General features: G+C 60.3%; 14 protein-coding genes. 9 read left to right on the top strand and 5 right to left on the bottom strand.

Translation table 11 applies throughout. The features are described 5' to 3' along the window. Positions 1 to 63 precede the first annotated feature (63 nt). Positions 64 to 1518 (bottom strand): tRNA uracil 4-sulfurtransferase ThiI, encoded by a 1455-nt coding sequence (gene thiI / locus BMY45_RS21980; RefSeq protein ID WP_092401437.1) that lies wholly within the window; start codon positions 1516 to 1518, stop codon positions 64 to 66. A 328-nt stretch (positions 1519 to 1846) separates the two neighbouring features. Here thiI and glnA point away from each other — a divergent pair, with 328 nt between their 5' ends. From glnA to ntrC, 6 genes are all read left to right on the top strand, one after another. Further along, a complete protein-coding gene (glnA, locus tag BMY45_RS21970) occupies positions 1847 to 3253 on the top strand; it encodes a type I glutamate--ammonia ligase (protein WP_003196860.1) in 1407 nt (468 codons plus the stop codon). Between the two features lie 123 nt (positions 3254 to 3376). Then, complete coding sequence (locus BMY45_RS21965; RefSeq protein WP_092401434.1) at positions 3377 to 3934, top strand: chorismate mutase; 558 nt, start codon at positions 3377 to 3379, stop codon at positions 3932 to 3934. Positions 3935 to 4106: 172 nt separating this feature from the next. Beyond that, entirely contained in the window at positions 4107 to 4625 is a 519-nt protein-coding gene (locus BMY45_RS21960; protein ID WP_092401431.1) for a DUF4124 domain-containing protein, read from the top strand. Further along, the gene (locus BMY45_RS21955) at positions 4622 to 5245 is read left to right on the top strand and encodes a DUF4124 domain-containing protein (protein ID WP_092401428.1); all 624 of its coding nucleotides are present in this window, start codon (positions 4622 to 4624) and stop codon (positions 5243 to 5245) included. Before BMY45_RS21960 ends, BMY45_RS21955 begins: the two co-directional genes overlap by 4 nt. Positions 5246 to 5476: 231 nt before the next feature. After that, positions 5477 to 6562, top strand: a complete 1086-nt coding sequence (gene glnL, locus BMY45_RS21950) for a nitrogen regulation protein NR(II) (RefSeq protein ID WP_047226914.1) — start codon at positions 5477 to 5479, stop codon at positions 6560 to 6562. Further along, a complete protein-coding gene (ntrC, locus tag BMY45_RS21945) occupies positions 6559 to 7995 on the top strand; it encodes a nitrogen regulation protein NR(I) (RefSeq protein ID WP_047226913.1) in 1437 nt (478 codons plus the stop codon). The genes glnL and ntrC overlap by 4 nt, the downstream gene beginning before the upstream one ends. A gap of 508 nt (positions 7996 to 8503) precedes the next feature. On the opposite strand, the gene BMY45_RS21940 is transcribed toward ntrC, so the two are convergent. Beyond that, entirely contained in the window at positions 8504 to 8944 is a 441-nt protein-coding gene (locus BMY45_RS21940; RefSeq protein ID WP_092401425.1) for a hypothetical protein, read from the bottom strand. On the opposite strand from BMY45_RS21940, the gene trmL reads away from it, so the two are divergent. Then, positions 8943 to 9398, top strand: a complete 456-nt coding sequence (trmL, locus tag BMY45_RS21935) for a tRNA (uridine(34)/cytosine(34)/5-carboxymethylaminomethyluridine(34)-2'-O)-methyltransferase TrmL (RefSeq protein ID WP_092401422.1) — start codon at positions 8943 to 8945, stop codon at positions 9396 to 9398. The two genes, BMY45_RS21940 and trmL, sit on opposite strands and share 2 nt — an antisense overlap. A 118-nt stretch (positions 9399 to 9516) precedes the next feature. On the opposite strand, the gene secB is transcribed toward trmL, so the two are convergent. Genes secB through BMY45_RS21920 form a run of 3 tightly spaced genes read right to left on the bottom strand, consistent with a single transcriptional unit; the run spans position 9517 to position 10707 of the window. Further along, positions 9517 to 9999 (bottom strand): protein-export chaperone SecB, encoded by a 483-nt coding sequence (gene secB / locus BMY45_RS21930; protein ID WP_024618249.1) that lies wholly within the window; start codon positions 9997 to 9999, stop codon positions 9517 to 9519. Between the two features lie 38 nt (positions 10000 to 10037). Continuing rightward, positions 10038 to 10292, bottom strand: a complete 255-nt coding sequence (grxC, locus tag BMY45_RS21925) for a glutaredoxin 3 (RefSeq protein WP_047226909.1) — start codon at positions 10290 to 10292, stop codon at positions 10038 to 10040. A 1-nt stretch (position 10293) separates the two neighbouring features. Next, the gene (locus BMY45_RS21920) at positions 10294 to 10707 is read right to left on the bottom strand and encodes a rhodanese-like domain-containing protein (RefSeq protein ID WP_092401419.1); all 414 of its coding nucleotides are present in this window, start codon (positions 10705 to 10707) and stop codon (positions 10294 to 10296) included. Positions 10708 to 10859: 152 nt separating this feature from the next. Between BMY45_RS21920 and gpmI the strand changes: the two genes are divergently transcribed. After that, on the top strand, positions 10860 to 12389 hold the full coding sequence (gene gpmI / locus BMY45_RS21915) for a 2,3-bisphosphoglycerate-independent phosphoglycerate mutase (RefSeq protein ID WP_092401416.1): 1530 nt from the start codon (positions 10860 to 10862) through the stop codon (positions 12387 to 12389). Between the two features lie 216 nt (positions 12390 to 12605). Continuing rightward, a complete protein-coding gene (locus BMY45_RS21910; RefSeq protein ID WP_092401413.1) occupies positions 12606 to 13892 on the top strand; it encodes a murein hydrolase activator EnvC family protein in 1287 nt (428 codons plus the stop codon). Positions 13893 to 13919 lie beyond the last annotated feature (27 nt).

Raw genomic sequence — 13919 nt, 5'->3', positions numbered from 1 at the left:
TACAGCCTGTCGGCGGCGTCGGGGGGCCGGTGACGCAGGCCACAGGCAAACAGCCCCGGGCACTTAGCTCGGTCGATAAACGCGCACATTGGCATGCCCCTCACTGAGCAAATGGTGGGCATGCAGGCGACTCATCACGCCTTTGTCGCAATACAACAGGTACTGGCGAGTAGGGTCCAGTTCCTTGAAACGCGCGTTCACTGCATAGAACGGCATCGTTTGTACCTCGATACCGGCGATACTCAGCGGGTCGTCCTCAGCGTCGTCCGGGTGACGGATGTCGATGATGATCTGACCGGCCAGCGCTTCGCCGACTTCTTCAATCTGTATGTCCTGGCCCAATTCATCGATCACCCGATCGATTGGCACCAGCCTGGCGTTTTCGAGCGCACGCTCGAGCACCGCCATGTCGAATTCTTTCTCTTCATGCTCCACACGCCCGCGCTTGGCCGCGGTCTTCGGATTGACCGAGATGACCCCGCAGTATTCCGGCATGTGCCGGGCAAAGTCGGCGGTGCCGATCGCGTTGGCCGTGTCGATGATGTCCTGCTTGTGGCTGGCGATCAGCGGGCGCAGCACCAGTTTTTCGGTCACGCAGTCGATCACTGACAGGTTCGGCAGCGTCTGGCTCGACACCTGGGAGATCGCCTCGCCGGTGACCAGCGCATCGATGTGCAGCCGATCGGCGATGCTGGACGCGGCACGCAACATCATACGCTTCAAAATGACGCCCATATGACTGTTATCGACTTTGCCGAGAATCTCGCCCAGGACTTCCTCGAACGGTACGCTCACAAATAACACGCGTTGGGAGCTGCCATACTTCTTCCAGATGAAGTGCGCCACTTCCATTACGCCCAGTTCATGGGCGCGCCCGCCGAGATTGAAGAAGCAGAAATGGCTCATCAGCCCGCGACGCATGATCTGGTAGGCCGCGACCGTGGAATCGAAACCGCCGGACATCAGCACCAGGGTCTGTTCCAGCGAACCCAGCGGATACCCGCCAATGCTGTCGTGCTGACTGTGGATCACGAACAACCGTTGGTCGCGAATTTCGATGCGTACTTCAATTTGCGGGTCTTTCAATGAAATTCCGGCGGCGCCACACTGCTTGCGCAACTGGCTGCCGACGTATCTCTCCACATCCATCGAACTGAACGGGTGTTTGCCGGCGCGCTTGCAGCGCACCGAGAAAATCTTGCCGGCCAGGGCATCACCATAATGCAGCTTGCACTTGGCGAGGATGTCGTCGAAATCCCCCAGCGGGTATTCGTCGACCTGCAGGAAATGCGCGATGCCCGGCATGCAGCTCAGGCGCTCGGTCATTTCCTTGAGGATCTTGGGTTCGCTGACGCGGGTTTCCAGCTCGAGGTTGTCCCACACGCCGTTCACCACCACAGCCGGGTCCAGATCGCGGAGCACGGCACGGATGTTCTTGGCCAACTGGCGGATGAAACGCATCCGTACCGGGCGGCTCTTGATGGTGATCTCGGGGAAGACTTTTACGATTAGTTTCATGAAAACAGCGCGCGAACGGCCAGCCGAAAAAGGGGGGCGCGGATTATAGCGGAAATTGCTCAAGGTTTAACCAGTTAATCTGCACTCCGTTTTCAGCGCACCAAAACAGGTCATGTCTCGCAAGTCGCGCCACATTGCAGTGCGCAATTGTTCGACAATCTGGGTTTCAAGGCTTTAAAAGCGTGGATTTGGTGCAAAAAACCCATGCTGGGGCACTGGCATGCAAATTGCTCCCTTGTGAGGCAGGTTGCCTTGGCAGAGTATTCGCGCCGGCATCACCCATATCTAAGGGCACACCATTACCCGCCCGAAGCCACCCGGAGGACATATGTCGAAGTCGGTTCAACTCATCAAAGATCATGACGTCAAGTGGATTGATCTGCGCTTCACTGACACCAAAGGCACTCAACATCACGTGACCATGCCGGCCCGTGATGCGCTGGACGACGAATTCTTTGAAATCGGGAAGATGTTCGACGGCTCCTCCATTTCTGGCTGGAAAGGCATCGAAGCCTCCGACATGATCCTGATGCCGGACGACGAAACGGCTGTCCTGGACCCGTTCACCGAAGAGCCGACCCTGATTCTGGTCTGCGACATCATCGAACCTTCGACTATGCAAGGCTATGACCGCGACCCACGCGCCATCGCCCACCGTGCCGAGGAATACCTGAAGTCCACCGGTATCGGCGACACCGCTTTCTTCGGTCCTGAGCCTGAGTTCTTCATCTTCGACTCGGTCAAGTTCAAGTCCGACATCTCCGGCTCCATGTTCAAGATCTTCTCCGAACAAGGTTCGTGGATGTCCGATCAGGACGTGGAAGGCGGTAACAAAGGCCACCGTCCAGGTATCAAGGGCGGCTACTTCCCGGTTCCACCGTTCGACCACGACCACGAAATCCGTACCTCCATGTGCAACGCACTGGAAGAGATGGGCCAGACCGTCGAAGTTCACCACCACGAAGTGGCGACTGCCGGCCAGAACGAAATCGGCGTTAAATTCAACACGCTGGTCAAGAAGGCTGACGAAGTCCAGACCCTGAAGTACTGCGTACACAACGTTGCTGACGCCTACGGCCGCACCGCGACCTTCATGCCTAAGCCTCTGTACGGCGACAACGGTTCGGGCATGCACGTGCACATGTCGATCTCCAAAGACGGCAAGAACACCTTCGCTGGCGAAGGTTATGCCGGCCTGTCGGACACCGCCCTGTACTTCATCGGCGGTATCATCAAGCACGGTAAGGCCCTGAACGGCTTCACCAACCCGTCGACCAACTCCTACAAGCGTCTGGTGCCAGGCTTTGAAGCGCCGGTCATGCTGGCCTACTCGGCTCGCAACCGTTCCGCCTCGATCCGTATTCCTTACGTCAACAGCCCTAAGGCTCGCCGTATCGAAGCCCGTTTCCCGGACCCGGCTGCCAACCCGTACCTGGCCTTCGCCGCACTGATGATGGCTGGCCTGGACGGTATCCAGAACAAGATCCACCCTGGCGATGCCGCCGACAAAAACCTGTATGACCTGCCGCCTGAAGAGGCCAAGGAAATTCCACAGGTGTGTGGCAGCCTGAAAGAAGCCCTGGAAGAGCTGGACAAGGGCCGTGCGTTCCTGACCAAGGGCGGCGTATTCAGCGATGACTTCATCGACGCTTACATCGCACTGAAAAGCGAAGAAGAAATCAAGGTTCGCACCTTCGTACACCCACTGGAATATGAGCTGTACTACAGCTGCTGATCCGGTAGCGTCGCCCCACGCGGCGTGAATAAAAAAGAGGCCTCCTTCGGGAGGCCTTTTTTATGGGCGCAGGTTACGTGCATGATTGTCTGCGCCCTCCACTATTCGAAGACGAGATCACCCATGACTTCGCGCCTTTCACTCTACCTTGCGCTGTCTGCCGCGTTGTTGGGCTCCGCCGCCCAGGCCGCCACCGCACCCACCACCCTCGCCCCGCTGCTGGGCACCATAGGCGAGCGTCTGGCCATTGCCGACCAGGTCGCCTTGAGCAAATGGGACAGCCGCAAACCGGTGGAAGATCGCCAGCGCGAACGCGAGGTGATCGCCGCCGCCGTCGCCCAGGCACCGGCTTACAAACTGAGCAGTGAAGCGGTAGAGGCGTTTTTCGCCGCACAAATAGAAGCCAACAAACTGGTGCAATACGCGCATCTGTCCGATTGGCAACTGCAAGGCAAAGCCCCGGACGCGCCGCGCCCGGACCTGGTTGGGCAGATCCGCCCGCAACTGGATCAACTGCAAAAACGCCTGCTGCAACAACTGGCCGACTTCAGCCCCTACCGCACCGACCCGCAATGCCCACAATGGCTGGCCCAGGCCACCCATACCGTCAGTAGTGACCCGTTGCGGCAAATGGCGCTGGTTCGGGCGACCGCAGAGCTGTGCGTCTTCACAAAATCCTGAGCCCACACATCTTTCCCCAGTGGGAGCGAGCCTGCTCGCTCCCACTGGGGGCCAGTGTCGAACCTGGAGACTATGAACACCGCCCCCACAAGGGATTGCGTGCAACAACTTGGGCCAACCGCCTCCCCTGACCTATGCTGCAATCCAACACTTTTGGTTTTCGGTTGATTTTATGGGTCGTGGCTTTCCAGGAATGCTGTTGTTGCTATTGGCGCTGCCAGCCGCCGCACAGATCTACAAATACACCGACGCCGACGGCAACACCGCCTATAGCAACCAGCCCCCCGATGGCGTACCGGCCCAGGCAGTGGAGCTGCCGCCACTCAACAGTGTCGAATCCCAGCCCCCTGCCTCCCCGAACGTTACTGCGCCTGCCGCGAACCGGGAGGAGCCAAACAACGCCTACGAAACCCTGGAGCTGACAGACATCCCCAGCGAAGAGGCCCTGCGCGCCAACAACGGCACCTTCACCGTTGGCGTCTTGGCTCGGCCGCGCCTGCAAAGCCCTCATCTGTTCAGGTTGTTGCTGGACGGCCAGCCCTATGGCCAGCCGAGCAACGTGCCGCGCCTGCAACTGGTGAATATCGACCGGGGCGAGCACAGCCTGGCGGTGCAGGTCATCGATGGCGAACAGCTTGTGCAACAGAGCGAAACCGTCATCTTCACCGTGCAACGGGTGCACCGTCCATGATCCGCTGGCCGTTCGCGCTGTGCCTGTCCCTGGCCGTGCTGCCGGCGGTGGGGCAGGTTTATACCTACATCGACGCCCAGGGCAATCGGGTCTTCACCGATCAACCGCGCCCCGGTAACGCCCAAAAAGTGCAACTGCCGCCCGCCAACCGGATGGCGACACCACCCTCCGGCGCAGCCTCAACAACGCCCCCCGCAAAAACTCCCGATCCGATGTTCCGCTACGAAATGCTGCGACTGTTGATCCCTGAACCGGATGCCACGATACGCAGCACAGCGGGGGAACTGATCGTCACGGTCACCAGCGAACCCAGCTTGCAAAAAGGCCACCGCTACCGCCTGCTATTGGACGGCAACCCCACAGGCGAACCGGGACCCAGCCCAGTGTTCGCGCTGAGCAACATCGATCGAGGCAGCCATCATCTGGCGGTAGAGATTCTCGATGAGCAGGGCCGTATCGTCGAACGTACCGCCAACCAGCCCTTCCACATGCAGCGCATTTCCCTGGCGCAGAAACGCCGCATCACACCCTGCGCCACAGTCGACTACGGCCAGCGTCCCGAATGCCCCCTCAGCGACAAGCCCGCAGAAGAGCAAAGCAGCATCCTGCCGTTCTTTTAACGCCCTCCCGGATGACGCACTATATTGGTGCAAGTGTCTGCACCCTACTCAAATTCCAGCCCATTTTGGTTCGAAAGTACCCGAAAAAGCTGGCAGAACGCCACGCAATCGGGCGAAAAAGGTTCGTTTGAGGCTCTAAACGCTTCTTTTCGGAGCCTTGGTTTGGTTTTTGCATTTTCCTTGTATCAGCGCGTCATACGCGTGCTTGCTTACGCTCCAAAAGAGGTCCTGATGACCATTAGCGACGCACTACACCGCTTGCTACTCGATAACCTCACCACCGCAACCATCCTGCTCGATGCCGAACTGCGCCTCGAGTACATGAACCCGGCAGCGGAGATGCTACTGGCCGTCAGCGGCCAGCGCAGCCATGGGCAGTTCATCAGTGAGCTGTTCACAGAGTCGGCCGAGGCGCTCAATTCCTTGCGCCAGGCGGTGGAACAGGCGCATCCGTTCACCAAGCGCGAAGCGATGCTTACCGCCCTGACCGGCCAGACGCTGACCGTGGATTACGCGGTAACACCGATCCTCAATAACGGTGCCACGCTGTTGCTGCTGGAGGTGCATCCCCGCGATCGCCTGCTGCGCATCACCAAGGAAGAGGCTCAGTTGTCCAAGCAGGAAACCAGCAAGATGTTGGTGCGTGGCCTGGCCCATGAGATCAAGAACCCCCTCGGCGGGATTCGTGGCGCCGCGCAACTGTTGGCGCGGGAACTGCCCGAAGAAAGCCTCAAGGACTACACCAACGTCATCATTGAAGAAGCCGACCGCTTGCGCAATCTGGTGGATCGTATGCTCGGCTCCAACAAGCTGCCGTCCCTGGCGATGTGCAACGTCCACGAAGTGCTGGAGCGCGTCAGTAGCCTGGTGGAAGCCGAGAGCCAGGGGTGCATCACCTTGGTGCGCGACTACGACCCAAGCATTCCCGATGTACTGATCGACCGCGAGCAGATGATCCAGGCGGTGCTGAACATCGTGCGCAACGCCATGCAGGCCATCAGTAGCCAGAACGAGCTGCGCCTGGGCCGCATCAGCCTGCGCACTCGCGCCATGCGCCAGTTCACCATCGGCCATGTGCGTCATCGCCTGGTGACCAAGATCGAAATCATCGACAACGGCCCGGGCATTCCCGCGGAGTTGCAGGAAACCATCTTCTTTCCCATGGTCAGCGGTCGCCCGGACGGTACCGGGCTGGGCCTGTCCATTACCCAGAACATCATCAGTCAGCATCAGGGCCTGATCGAATGTGAGAGCCATCCCGGCCACACCACCTTTTCGATCTTCCTGCCACTGGAACAAGGAGCCACATCGACATGAGCCGTAGTGAAACCGTGTGGATCGTCGATGACGACCGTTCTATCCGTTGGGTCCTGGAAAAAGCCTTGCAACAGGAAGGCATGACCACCCAGAGCTTCGACAGCGCCGACGGAGTGATGAGCCGTCTGGCCCGTCAGCAACCGGACGTCATCATCTCCGACATCCGCATGCCCGGCGCCAGCGGTCTGGACCTGCTGGCGCGGATTCGCGAGCAGCACCCACGGCTGCCGGTGATCATCATGACCGCCCATTCGGACCTGGACAGCGCTGTAGCGTCCTACCAGGGTGGCGCCTTCGAATACCTGCCCAAGCCGTTCGACGTCGATGAGGCCGTGTCACTGGTCAAGCGCGCCAACCAGCACGCCCAGGAGCAACAGGGCATGGAAGAGGTGCCGGCGCTGGCCCGCACCCCGGAAATCATCGGTGAAGCGCCGGCAATGCAGGAAGTGTTTCGCGCCATTGGGCGTTTGAGCCACTCCAACATCACCGTGTTGATCAACGGCGAATCGGGCACCGGTAAAGAACTGGTCGCCCATGCCCTGCACCGCCACAGTCCACGGGCGGCATCACCGTTCATTGCGCTGAACATGGCGGCGATCCCCAAGGACCTGATGGAGTCCGAGCTGTTCGGCCACGAGAAAGGCGCGTTCACCGGCGCGGCCAACTTGCGGCGCGGACGCTTCGAACAAGCCGACGGCGGCACCTTGTTCCTCGACGAAATCGGCGACATGCCGGCTGACACCCAGACCCGGCTGTTGCGCGTACTGGCCGACGGCGAATTCTATCGGGTGGGCGGCCATACCCCGGTCAAGGTCGATGTACGCATCATCGCCGCGACCCACCAGAACCTGGAAACCCTGGTCCACGCGGGAAAATTCCGTGAAGACTTGTTCCATCGCCTGAATGTGATCCGCATTCATATCCCGCGCCTGGCGGACCGTCGCGAAGACATCCCGACCCTGGCCCGGCACTTCCTCAGCCGCGCGGCCCAAGAGCTGGCGGTGGAGCCCAAACTGCTCAAGAGCGAAACCGAGGAATACCTCAAGAACCTGCCATGGCCCGGCAACGTGCGCCAACTGGAGAACACCTGCCGCTGGATCACGGTGATGGCGTCCGGTCGCGAAGTGCACATCAGCGATCTTCCGCCGGAGCTGCTCAGCCTGCCCCAGGACTCGGCCCCGGTGACCAACTGGGAACAGGCCCTGCGCCAGTGGGCCGACCAGGCTCTGGCCCGCGGCCAATCGAACCTGCTGGACAGCGCCGTACCGAGCTTCGAGCGCATCATGATCGAGACCGCCCTCAAGCACACCGCCGGCCGCCGCCGCGACGCCGCGGTGCTGCTGGGCTGGGGCCGCAATACCTTGACCCGCAAGATCAAGGAATTGGGGATGAAGGTCGATGGTGGGGATGATGATGAGGGGGATGAGGGCTGAAATAGTTTTCAGCCGGCGCCGCAACACCTGTGGGAACGGGCTTGCTCGCGAATGCGGTGTATCAGTCGACATCCATGCGTCTGATACACCGCATTCGCGAGCAAGCCCGCTCCCACAATGGAGTTTGTGCACCACCCTAATGCACTACGATCCGCAATTGCTCATGCGCTACAAGCCCGAACCCATCGGCCCGTCTCGAAAAAATAAACCTACATAAAAGCAAAAGCCCCGGAATACGGGGCTTTTCGCATCATCAGCAAACTTTTTGTGACAAGCCATTTAAAACTGGCACGCCCCCTGCAGTAACTCAATCACTACCCAGTTTCGGGGACCTTGGTACAGGCAGGCCGGGGATTCCCCATTTTATATCGGGCTCATCGAGCCCACTGTTTTGGGGGCCTTGATACAGGCAGGTCAAGGTTTCCCTTCTTTACACCGGGGCTGCGCGTTTAACGCAAGCCCCTCCCGTTTGGGGACCTTGGTACAGGCAGGCCGGGGATTCCCTCTTTTATTGCTCCTGGAGACGGATCTCCAGCCGCCAGCGGTCATCGACCTCGCTGCCGGCCCATTCCCCCCGCAACGGACGCGCCGCCACCAGCGTCAGCAACAACCCCTTGTCACTCAAACGCACCCGCCAGTTCACGTCCTTGCCGTTGAGCTTGAGCTGGCCCTTCTGCGGGCGGCCTTGTGCCTGTAACAACAGCGCCACCGAGCCGTCGATGATTTCCCCGTGCAGCTTGGGCTCGTTGTTGAACCAGACCACCAGCGTCCCGTCGATCACTTCGACCTGTTGCAGCATGCTCGGCTCGGGCGTGGTCAGGCGACCGATCATCAAGCCGACCATCAGACCGAAGATCGCCAAAGACCCCATCACCCGAGGTAATAGCTTCGAACGCTGATCGGTTTGCGGCGTAGAATGCCGCTCATCTTTATCTGCGGAGCCGTGCATGTTTCACGTCATCCTTTTTCAACCGGAAATTCCGCCGAACACCGGCAACGTCATCAGGCTGTGCGCCAACAGCGGCTGCCACCTGCATTTGATCGAACCACTGGGTTTCGAGATGGACGACAAGCGCCTGCGCCGTGCCGGTCTCGACTACCACGAGTATGCCACCCTGCAGCGCCACGCCGACCTCGCCAGCTGTCTGGAAAGCCTGGGGCATCCGCGACTGTTCGCGTTCACCACCAAGGGCTCGCGGCCGTTTCATGACGCCAGTTTCGTCGCCGGCGATGCGTTCCTGTTCGGCCCGGAAAGCCGTGGCCTGCCGGCGGAGGTACTGGACGCCCTGCCAGCCGACCAGCGTCTGCGCCTGCCGATGCGCGAAGGCTGTCGCAGCCTGAACCTGTCCAACACCGTGGCCGTGGCCGTTTACGAGGCCTGGCGGCAGAACGGTTTCCAATAACACCCCATAACAAATGTGGGAGCGGGCTTGCTCGCGAATAGGGCGTGTCAGTTGACATCAATGTCGCCTGACACACCGCTTTCGCGGGCAAGCCCGCCCCCACAGGGTTTGCGTCGACTTATTGAACGGTCGCGCCGCCTTCTTGCTGCATGCGCTGCAGTTCTTGCGCGTACAGGGCATCGAAGTTCACCGGGGCCAGCATCAGGGCCGGGAACGAACCGCGGGTCACCAGGCTGTCGAGGGTTTCGCGGGCGTACGGGAACAGGATGTTGGGGCAGAAGGCACCCAGGGTGTGGCTCATCGAAGCGGCATCCAGGTTCTTGATCAGGAAGATCCCGGCTTGCTGCACTTCGGCGATGAACGCCACTTCGTCACCGTTCTTCACGGTTACCGACAGGGTCAGCACCACTTCGTGGAAGTCATCTTCCAGGGCTTTCTGGCGGGTGTTCAGATCCAGGCCTACGCTCGGCTCCCATTGCTGGCGAAAGATCGCCGGGCTTTTCGGGGCTTCGAAGGACAGGTCACGCACGTAAATGCGCTGCAAGGAGAATTGCGGTGCGGCTTCTTCTTCGCTGGCAGCTGTGTTCTGTTGGTCAGTCATCGCAGATCCTTCTTACTTTCAGGTTCTTAGTAGGGAATTCAGGCCTTGAGCATCGCATCGAGCTTGCCGGCGCGATCCAGGGCAAACAGATCATCGCAACCGCCCACGTGGGTGCTGCCGATCCAGATCTGCGGCACGGAGGTACGTCCGGCCTTTTGAGTCATTTCGGCGCGCAGTTGCGGCTTGCCGTCGACCTTGATCTCTTCGAAAGCCACACCTTTGTTCTTGAGCAGGAACTTGGCTCGGGAGCAATAGGGGCAGTAATCGCTGGAATAGACAACGACGTGGGTCATCTCACTTCACCAGGGGCAGATTGTCGGCTTTCCAGCTTGCAACGCCACCGGACAGCTTGGCGGCGGTAAAGCCGGACTTCATCAGTTCGCGGGCATGCGTGCCTGCGTGCTGGCCCTGGGCATCCACCAGGATCAGCGTCTTGGCCTTGTGCTTTTCCAGTTCACCGATACGGGCGATCAGTTTGTCCTGGGGAATATTCACCGCGCCGACAATGTGACCAGCGGCGAAATCCTTGCTCGGACGGATGTCTACCACTACGCCGGAGTCTTTGTTGACCAGCGCGGTCAGTTCGCCGGTGCTCAGGCTGCGGCCGCCGCCCTGCATCGTATGGGCAACCAGCAATGCCAGCAGTACGACGAAGATACCGACGAGAAGGTAGTGGTTAGTGGCAAATTCAATCAGGTGAGCAACCATCGAAGGAGGTTCCAGGGCGTTAAAATGTCGGCCAGTATACACAGCACACAAGGCCGGCCAAACCCCGCCCGGCGGTGACGGCACCGGAACTTACCTTTAAACTGCCCGTCCCTTTTCCATCGCCTTCTTTTAATCAGCCACGAGTGGATTCCATGACTACCACGCCTAAACCTTTGGTCCTGATGATTCTCGACGGCTTCGGTCACAGTGACAGCCACGAATCCAATGCCGTGTACGCGGCCAAGAAGCCCGTGCTGGACCGCCTGTGGGCCACCGTGCCGAACGGCCTGATCTCCGGCAGCGGCATGGACGTCGGCCTGCCCGACGGACAGATGGGCAACTCCGAAGTCGGCCACATGAACCTCGGCGCGGGCCGCGTGGTGTATCAGGACTTCACCCGCGTGACCAAAGCGATCCGCGACGGCGAGTTCTTTGAAAACCCGACCATCTGCGCGGCTGTGGATAAAGCCGTGGCTGCTGGCAAAGCCGTGCACTTCATGGGCCTGCTGTCCGATGGTGGCGTGCACAGCCACCAGGACCACCTGATCGCCATGGCCGAGCTGGCGTCCAAGCGCGGCGCGGAAAAAATCTACCTGCACGCGTTCCTCGATGGCCGCGACACGCCACCCAAAAGCGCCACTTCGTCAATCGAACTGCTCGACAGCACCTTCCAGGCCCTCGGCAAGGGTCGTATCGCCAGCATCGTCGGCCGTTACTACGCCATGGATCGCGATAACCGCTGGGACCGGGTGGCCCAGGCCTACAACCTGATCGTCGACGGCAACGCCGAGTTCAACGCCGCCACCGCCCAGGAAGGCCTGCAAGCCGCCTACGAGCGGGGTGAAAGCGACGAATTCGTCAAGGCCACCACCATCGGCGAGCCGGTCAAAGTCGAGGACGGCGATGCCGTGGTGTTCATGAACTTCCGCGCCGACCGTGCCCGCGAGCTGACCCGCGTGTTTGTCGAAGACGATTTCAAGGAGTTCGAACGCGCCCGCCAGCCGAAACTGGCCGGTTTCGTCATGCTGACCCAATACGCCGCCAGCATCCCCGCGCCGTCGGCCTTCGCCGCCGGCAGCCTGGAAAACGTGCTGGGCGACTACCTGGCGAAGCACGGCAAGACCCAACTGCGCATCGCTGAAACCGAGAAGTATGCCCACGTGACGTTCTTCTTCTCCGGCGGCCGTGAAGAGCCGTTCCCCGGCGAAGAACGCATCCTGATCCCGTCGCCGAAGGTCGCCACCTATGACCTGCAACCGGAGATGAGCGCACCGGAGGTCACCGATCGCATCGTCGATGCCATCGAGCACCAGCGCTACGACGTGATCGTGGTCAACTACGCCAACGGCGACATGGTCGGCCACAGCGGTGTGTTCGACGCTGCGGTGAAAGCGGTGGAATGCCTGGACACCTGCGTCGGGCGCATCGTCGAGGCGCTGGAAAAAGTCGGCGGTGAAGCGCTGATCACCGCCGACCACGGGAACGTCGAGCAAATGTCCGATGAGTCCACCGGCCAGGCCCACACCGCCCACACCACCGAGCCGGTGCCGTTCATCTATGTCGGTAAGCGCGCCTTCAAGGTCCGCGATGGCGGCGTACTGGCTGACGTGGCGCCGACCATGCTGATGTTGCTGGGGATGGAGAAGCCGGTGGAGATGACCGGGACGTCGATCCTGGTCTGACCCAACACTTACCAATGTGGGAGCGAGCCTGCTCGCGATAGCGGTATTACAGTCAACATCTATGTTGGATGTTATGGCCTCATCGCGAGCAGGCTCGCTCCCACAGGGTTCAAGGTGTTTTTTGGGCCAGTTATCACACAGCCCCAAATGGGCGTTTTTTTTGCAGCGTGGGGCGGGCATACTAGGCCGTCCCTTTCCCTGGTGTCGCCCGCCTCTATGCTTCGCGTTCTGATAGCCCTCGCTCTGACCTGCCTGCTCCAACCGGCCTTCGCTGACGAGCGCGCACAAACCCAACAGCAGTTGGACGCCACGCGTCAGGACATTGCCGAGCTGAAAAAGCTGCTGGGCAAGTTGCAGGAAGAAAAGTCCGGCGTGCAGAAAGACCTGCGCGGTACCGAGACCGAGATGGGCAAGCTGGAGAAGCAGGTCGACGCCCTGCAACAAGAGCTCAAGAAAAGTGAATCCGAGTTGCAGCGGCTCGATACGGAGAAAAAAAAACTCCAGAGCGCGCGCACTGAACAGCAAAAGCTGATCGCCATCCAGGCCCGGGCGGCCTACCAGAACGGCCGTCAGGAGTACCTCAAGCTGCTGCTCAACCAGCAGAACCCCGAAAAATTCGCCCGCACGCTCACGTATTACGATTACCTGAGCCAGGCGCGCCTGGAGCAACTCAAGAGCTTTAACGAAACCCTGCGCCAGCTGGCCAATGTCGAAAAAGAGATTGAATTGCAGCAGGCCCAGTTGCTGGTGCAGAAAAGCAGCCTCGACACCCAGCGCGAAGAACTCGAGAAGGTTCGCAAGGAGCGTCAGGTCGCCCTGGCCAAGCTCAATGAGGACGTGAAGGCCCGCGACAGCAAGCTCAAGGCTCGCGAGCAGGACCAGGCTCAACTGGCAAAAGTCTTGAAGACCATCGAAGAAACCCTGGCACGCCAGGCTCGAGAGGCGGAAGAAGCGCGCCAAAAGGCGCTGATCGCCCAGCAGGAAGCCGAAAAAAAGCGCTTGCGTGAAGCCCAGGCCGACGCCGGCGATGCACCGCGCAAGCCTGCCCGATCAAGCCCCGGCCCACTGGTTTCGACAGGCGGGGAAACCTTCGGCGGCGCTTTTGCTTCGGCACGGGGCAAACTTCCATGGCCGGTCAATGGTCGATTGCTTGCACGCTTCGGCCAAACCCGCGGCGACGATACCCGCACCAAGTGGGACGGCGTGATGATCAGCGCCACTGCCGGCAGCCAGGTGCATGCCGTGCATGGCGGTCGCGTGGTGTTCGCCGACTGGCTGCGCGGCGCCGGCCTGCTGGTGATCCTGGATCACGGTAACGGCTATTTGAGCCTGTATGGCCATAACCAGACGCTGCTCAAGGCGGCCGGCGATGTAGTCAAGGCCGGCGAGTCCATCTCTACGGTTGGTAACAGTGGCGGGCAGGATACGCCAGCGCTGTATTTCGCTATTCGTCAGCAGGGTCGCCCCAGTGACCCGACCCAATGGTGTCGTGCGCAAGGATAAGCGCGCCCATCCAACTCAGGAGTTCGT

This window comes from Pseudomonas sp. NFACC39-1 (assembly GCF_900110355.1).
GTDB lineage: Bacteria > Pseudomonadota > Gammaproteobacteria > Pseudomonadales > Pseudomonadaceae > Aquipseudomonas > Aquipseudomonas tehranensis.
Note: the sequence above shows the minus strand (reverse complement) of the source record. Positions and strands in the feature narration are given on the sequence as shown.

Coding starts and splice junctions, on each gene's coding strand:
- thiI (WP_092401437.1), bottom strand. CDS start 1,518: ATGAAACTAATCGTAAAAGTCTTCCCCGAGATCACCATCAAGAGCCGC.
- glnA (WP_003196860.1), top strand. CDS start 1,847: ATGTCGAAGTCGGTTCAACTCATCAAAGATCATGACGTCAAGTGGATT.
- BMY45_RS21965 (WP_092401434.1), top strand. CDS start 3,377: ATGACTTCGCGCCTTTCACTCTACCTTGCGCTGTCTGCCGCGTTGTTG.
- BMY45_RS21960 (WP_092401431.1), top strand. CDS start 4,107: ATGGGTCGTGGCTTTCCAGGAATGCTGTTGTTGCTATTGGCGCTGCCA.
- BMY45_RS21955 (WP_092401428.1), top strand. CDS start 4,622: ATGATCCGCTGGCCGTTCGCGCTGTGCCTGTCCCTGGCCGTGCTGCCG.
- glnL (WP_047226914.1), top strand. CDS start 5,477: ATGACCATTAGCGACGCACTACACCGCTTGCTACTCGATAACCTCACC.
- ntrC (WP_047226913.1), top strand. CDS start 6,559: ATGAGCCGTAGTGAAACCGTGTGGATCGTCGATGACGACCGTTCTATC.
- trmL (WP_092401422.1), top strand. CDS start 8,943: ATGTTTCACGTCATCCTTTTTCAACCGGAAATTCCGCCGAACACCGGC.
- BMY45_RS21940 (WP_092401425.1), bottom strand. CDS start 8,944: ATGCACGGCTCCGCAGATAAAGATGAGCGGCATTCTACGCCGCAAACC.
- secB (WP_024618249.1), bottom strand. CDS start 9,999: ATGACTGACCAACAGAACACAGCTGCCAGCGAAGAAGAAGCCGCACCG.
- grxC (WP_047226909.1), bottom strand. CDS start 10,292: ATGACCCACGTCGTTGTCTATTCCAGCGATTACTGCCCCTATTGCTCC.
- BMY45_RS21920 (WP_092401419.1), bottom strand. CDS start 10,707: ATGGTTGCTCACCTGATTGAATTTGCCACTAACCACTACCTTCTCGTC.
- gpmI (WP_092401416.1), top strand. CDS start 10,860: ATGACTACCACGCCTAAACCTTTGGTCCTGATGATTCTCGACGGCTTC.
- BMY45_RS21910 (WP_092401413.1), top strand. CDS start 12,606: ATGCTTCGCGTTCTGATAGCCCTCGCTCTGACCTGCCTGCTCCAACCG.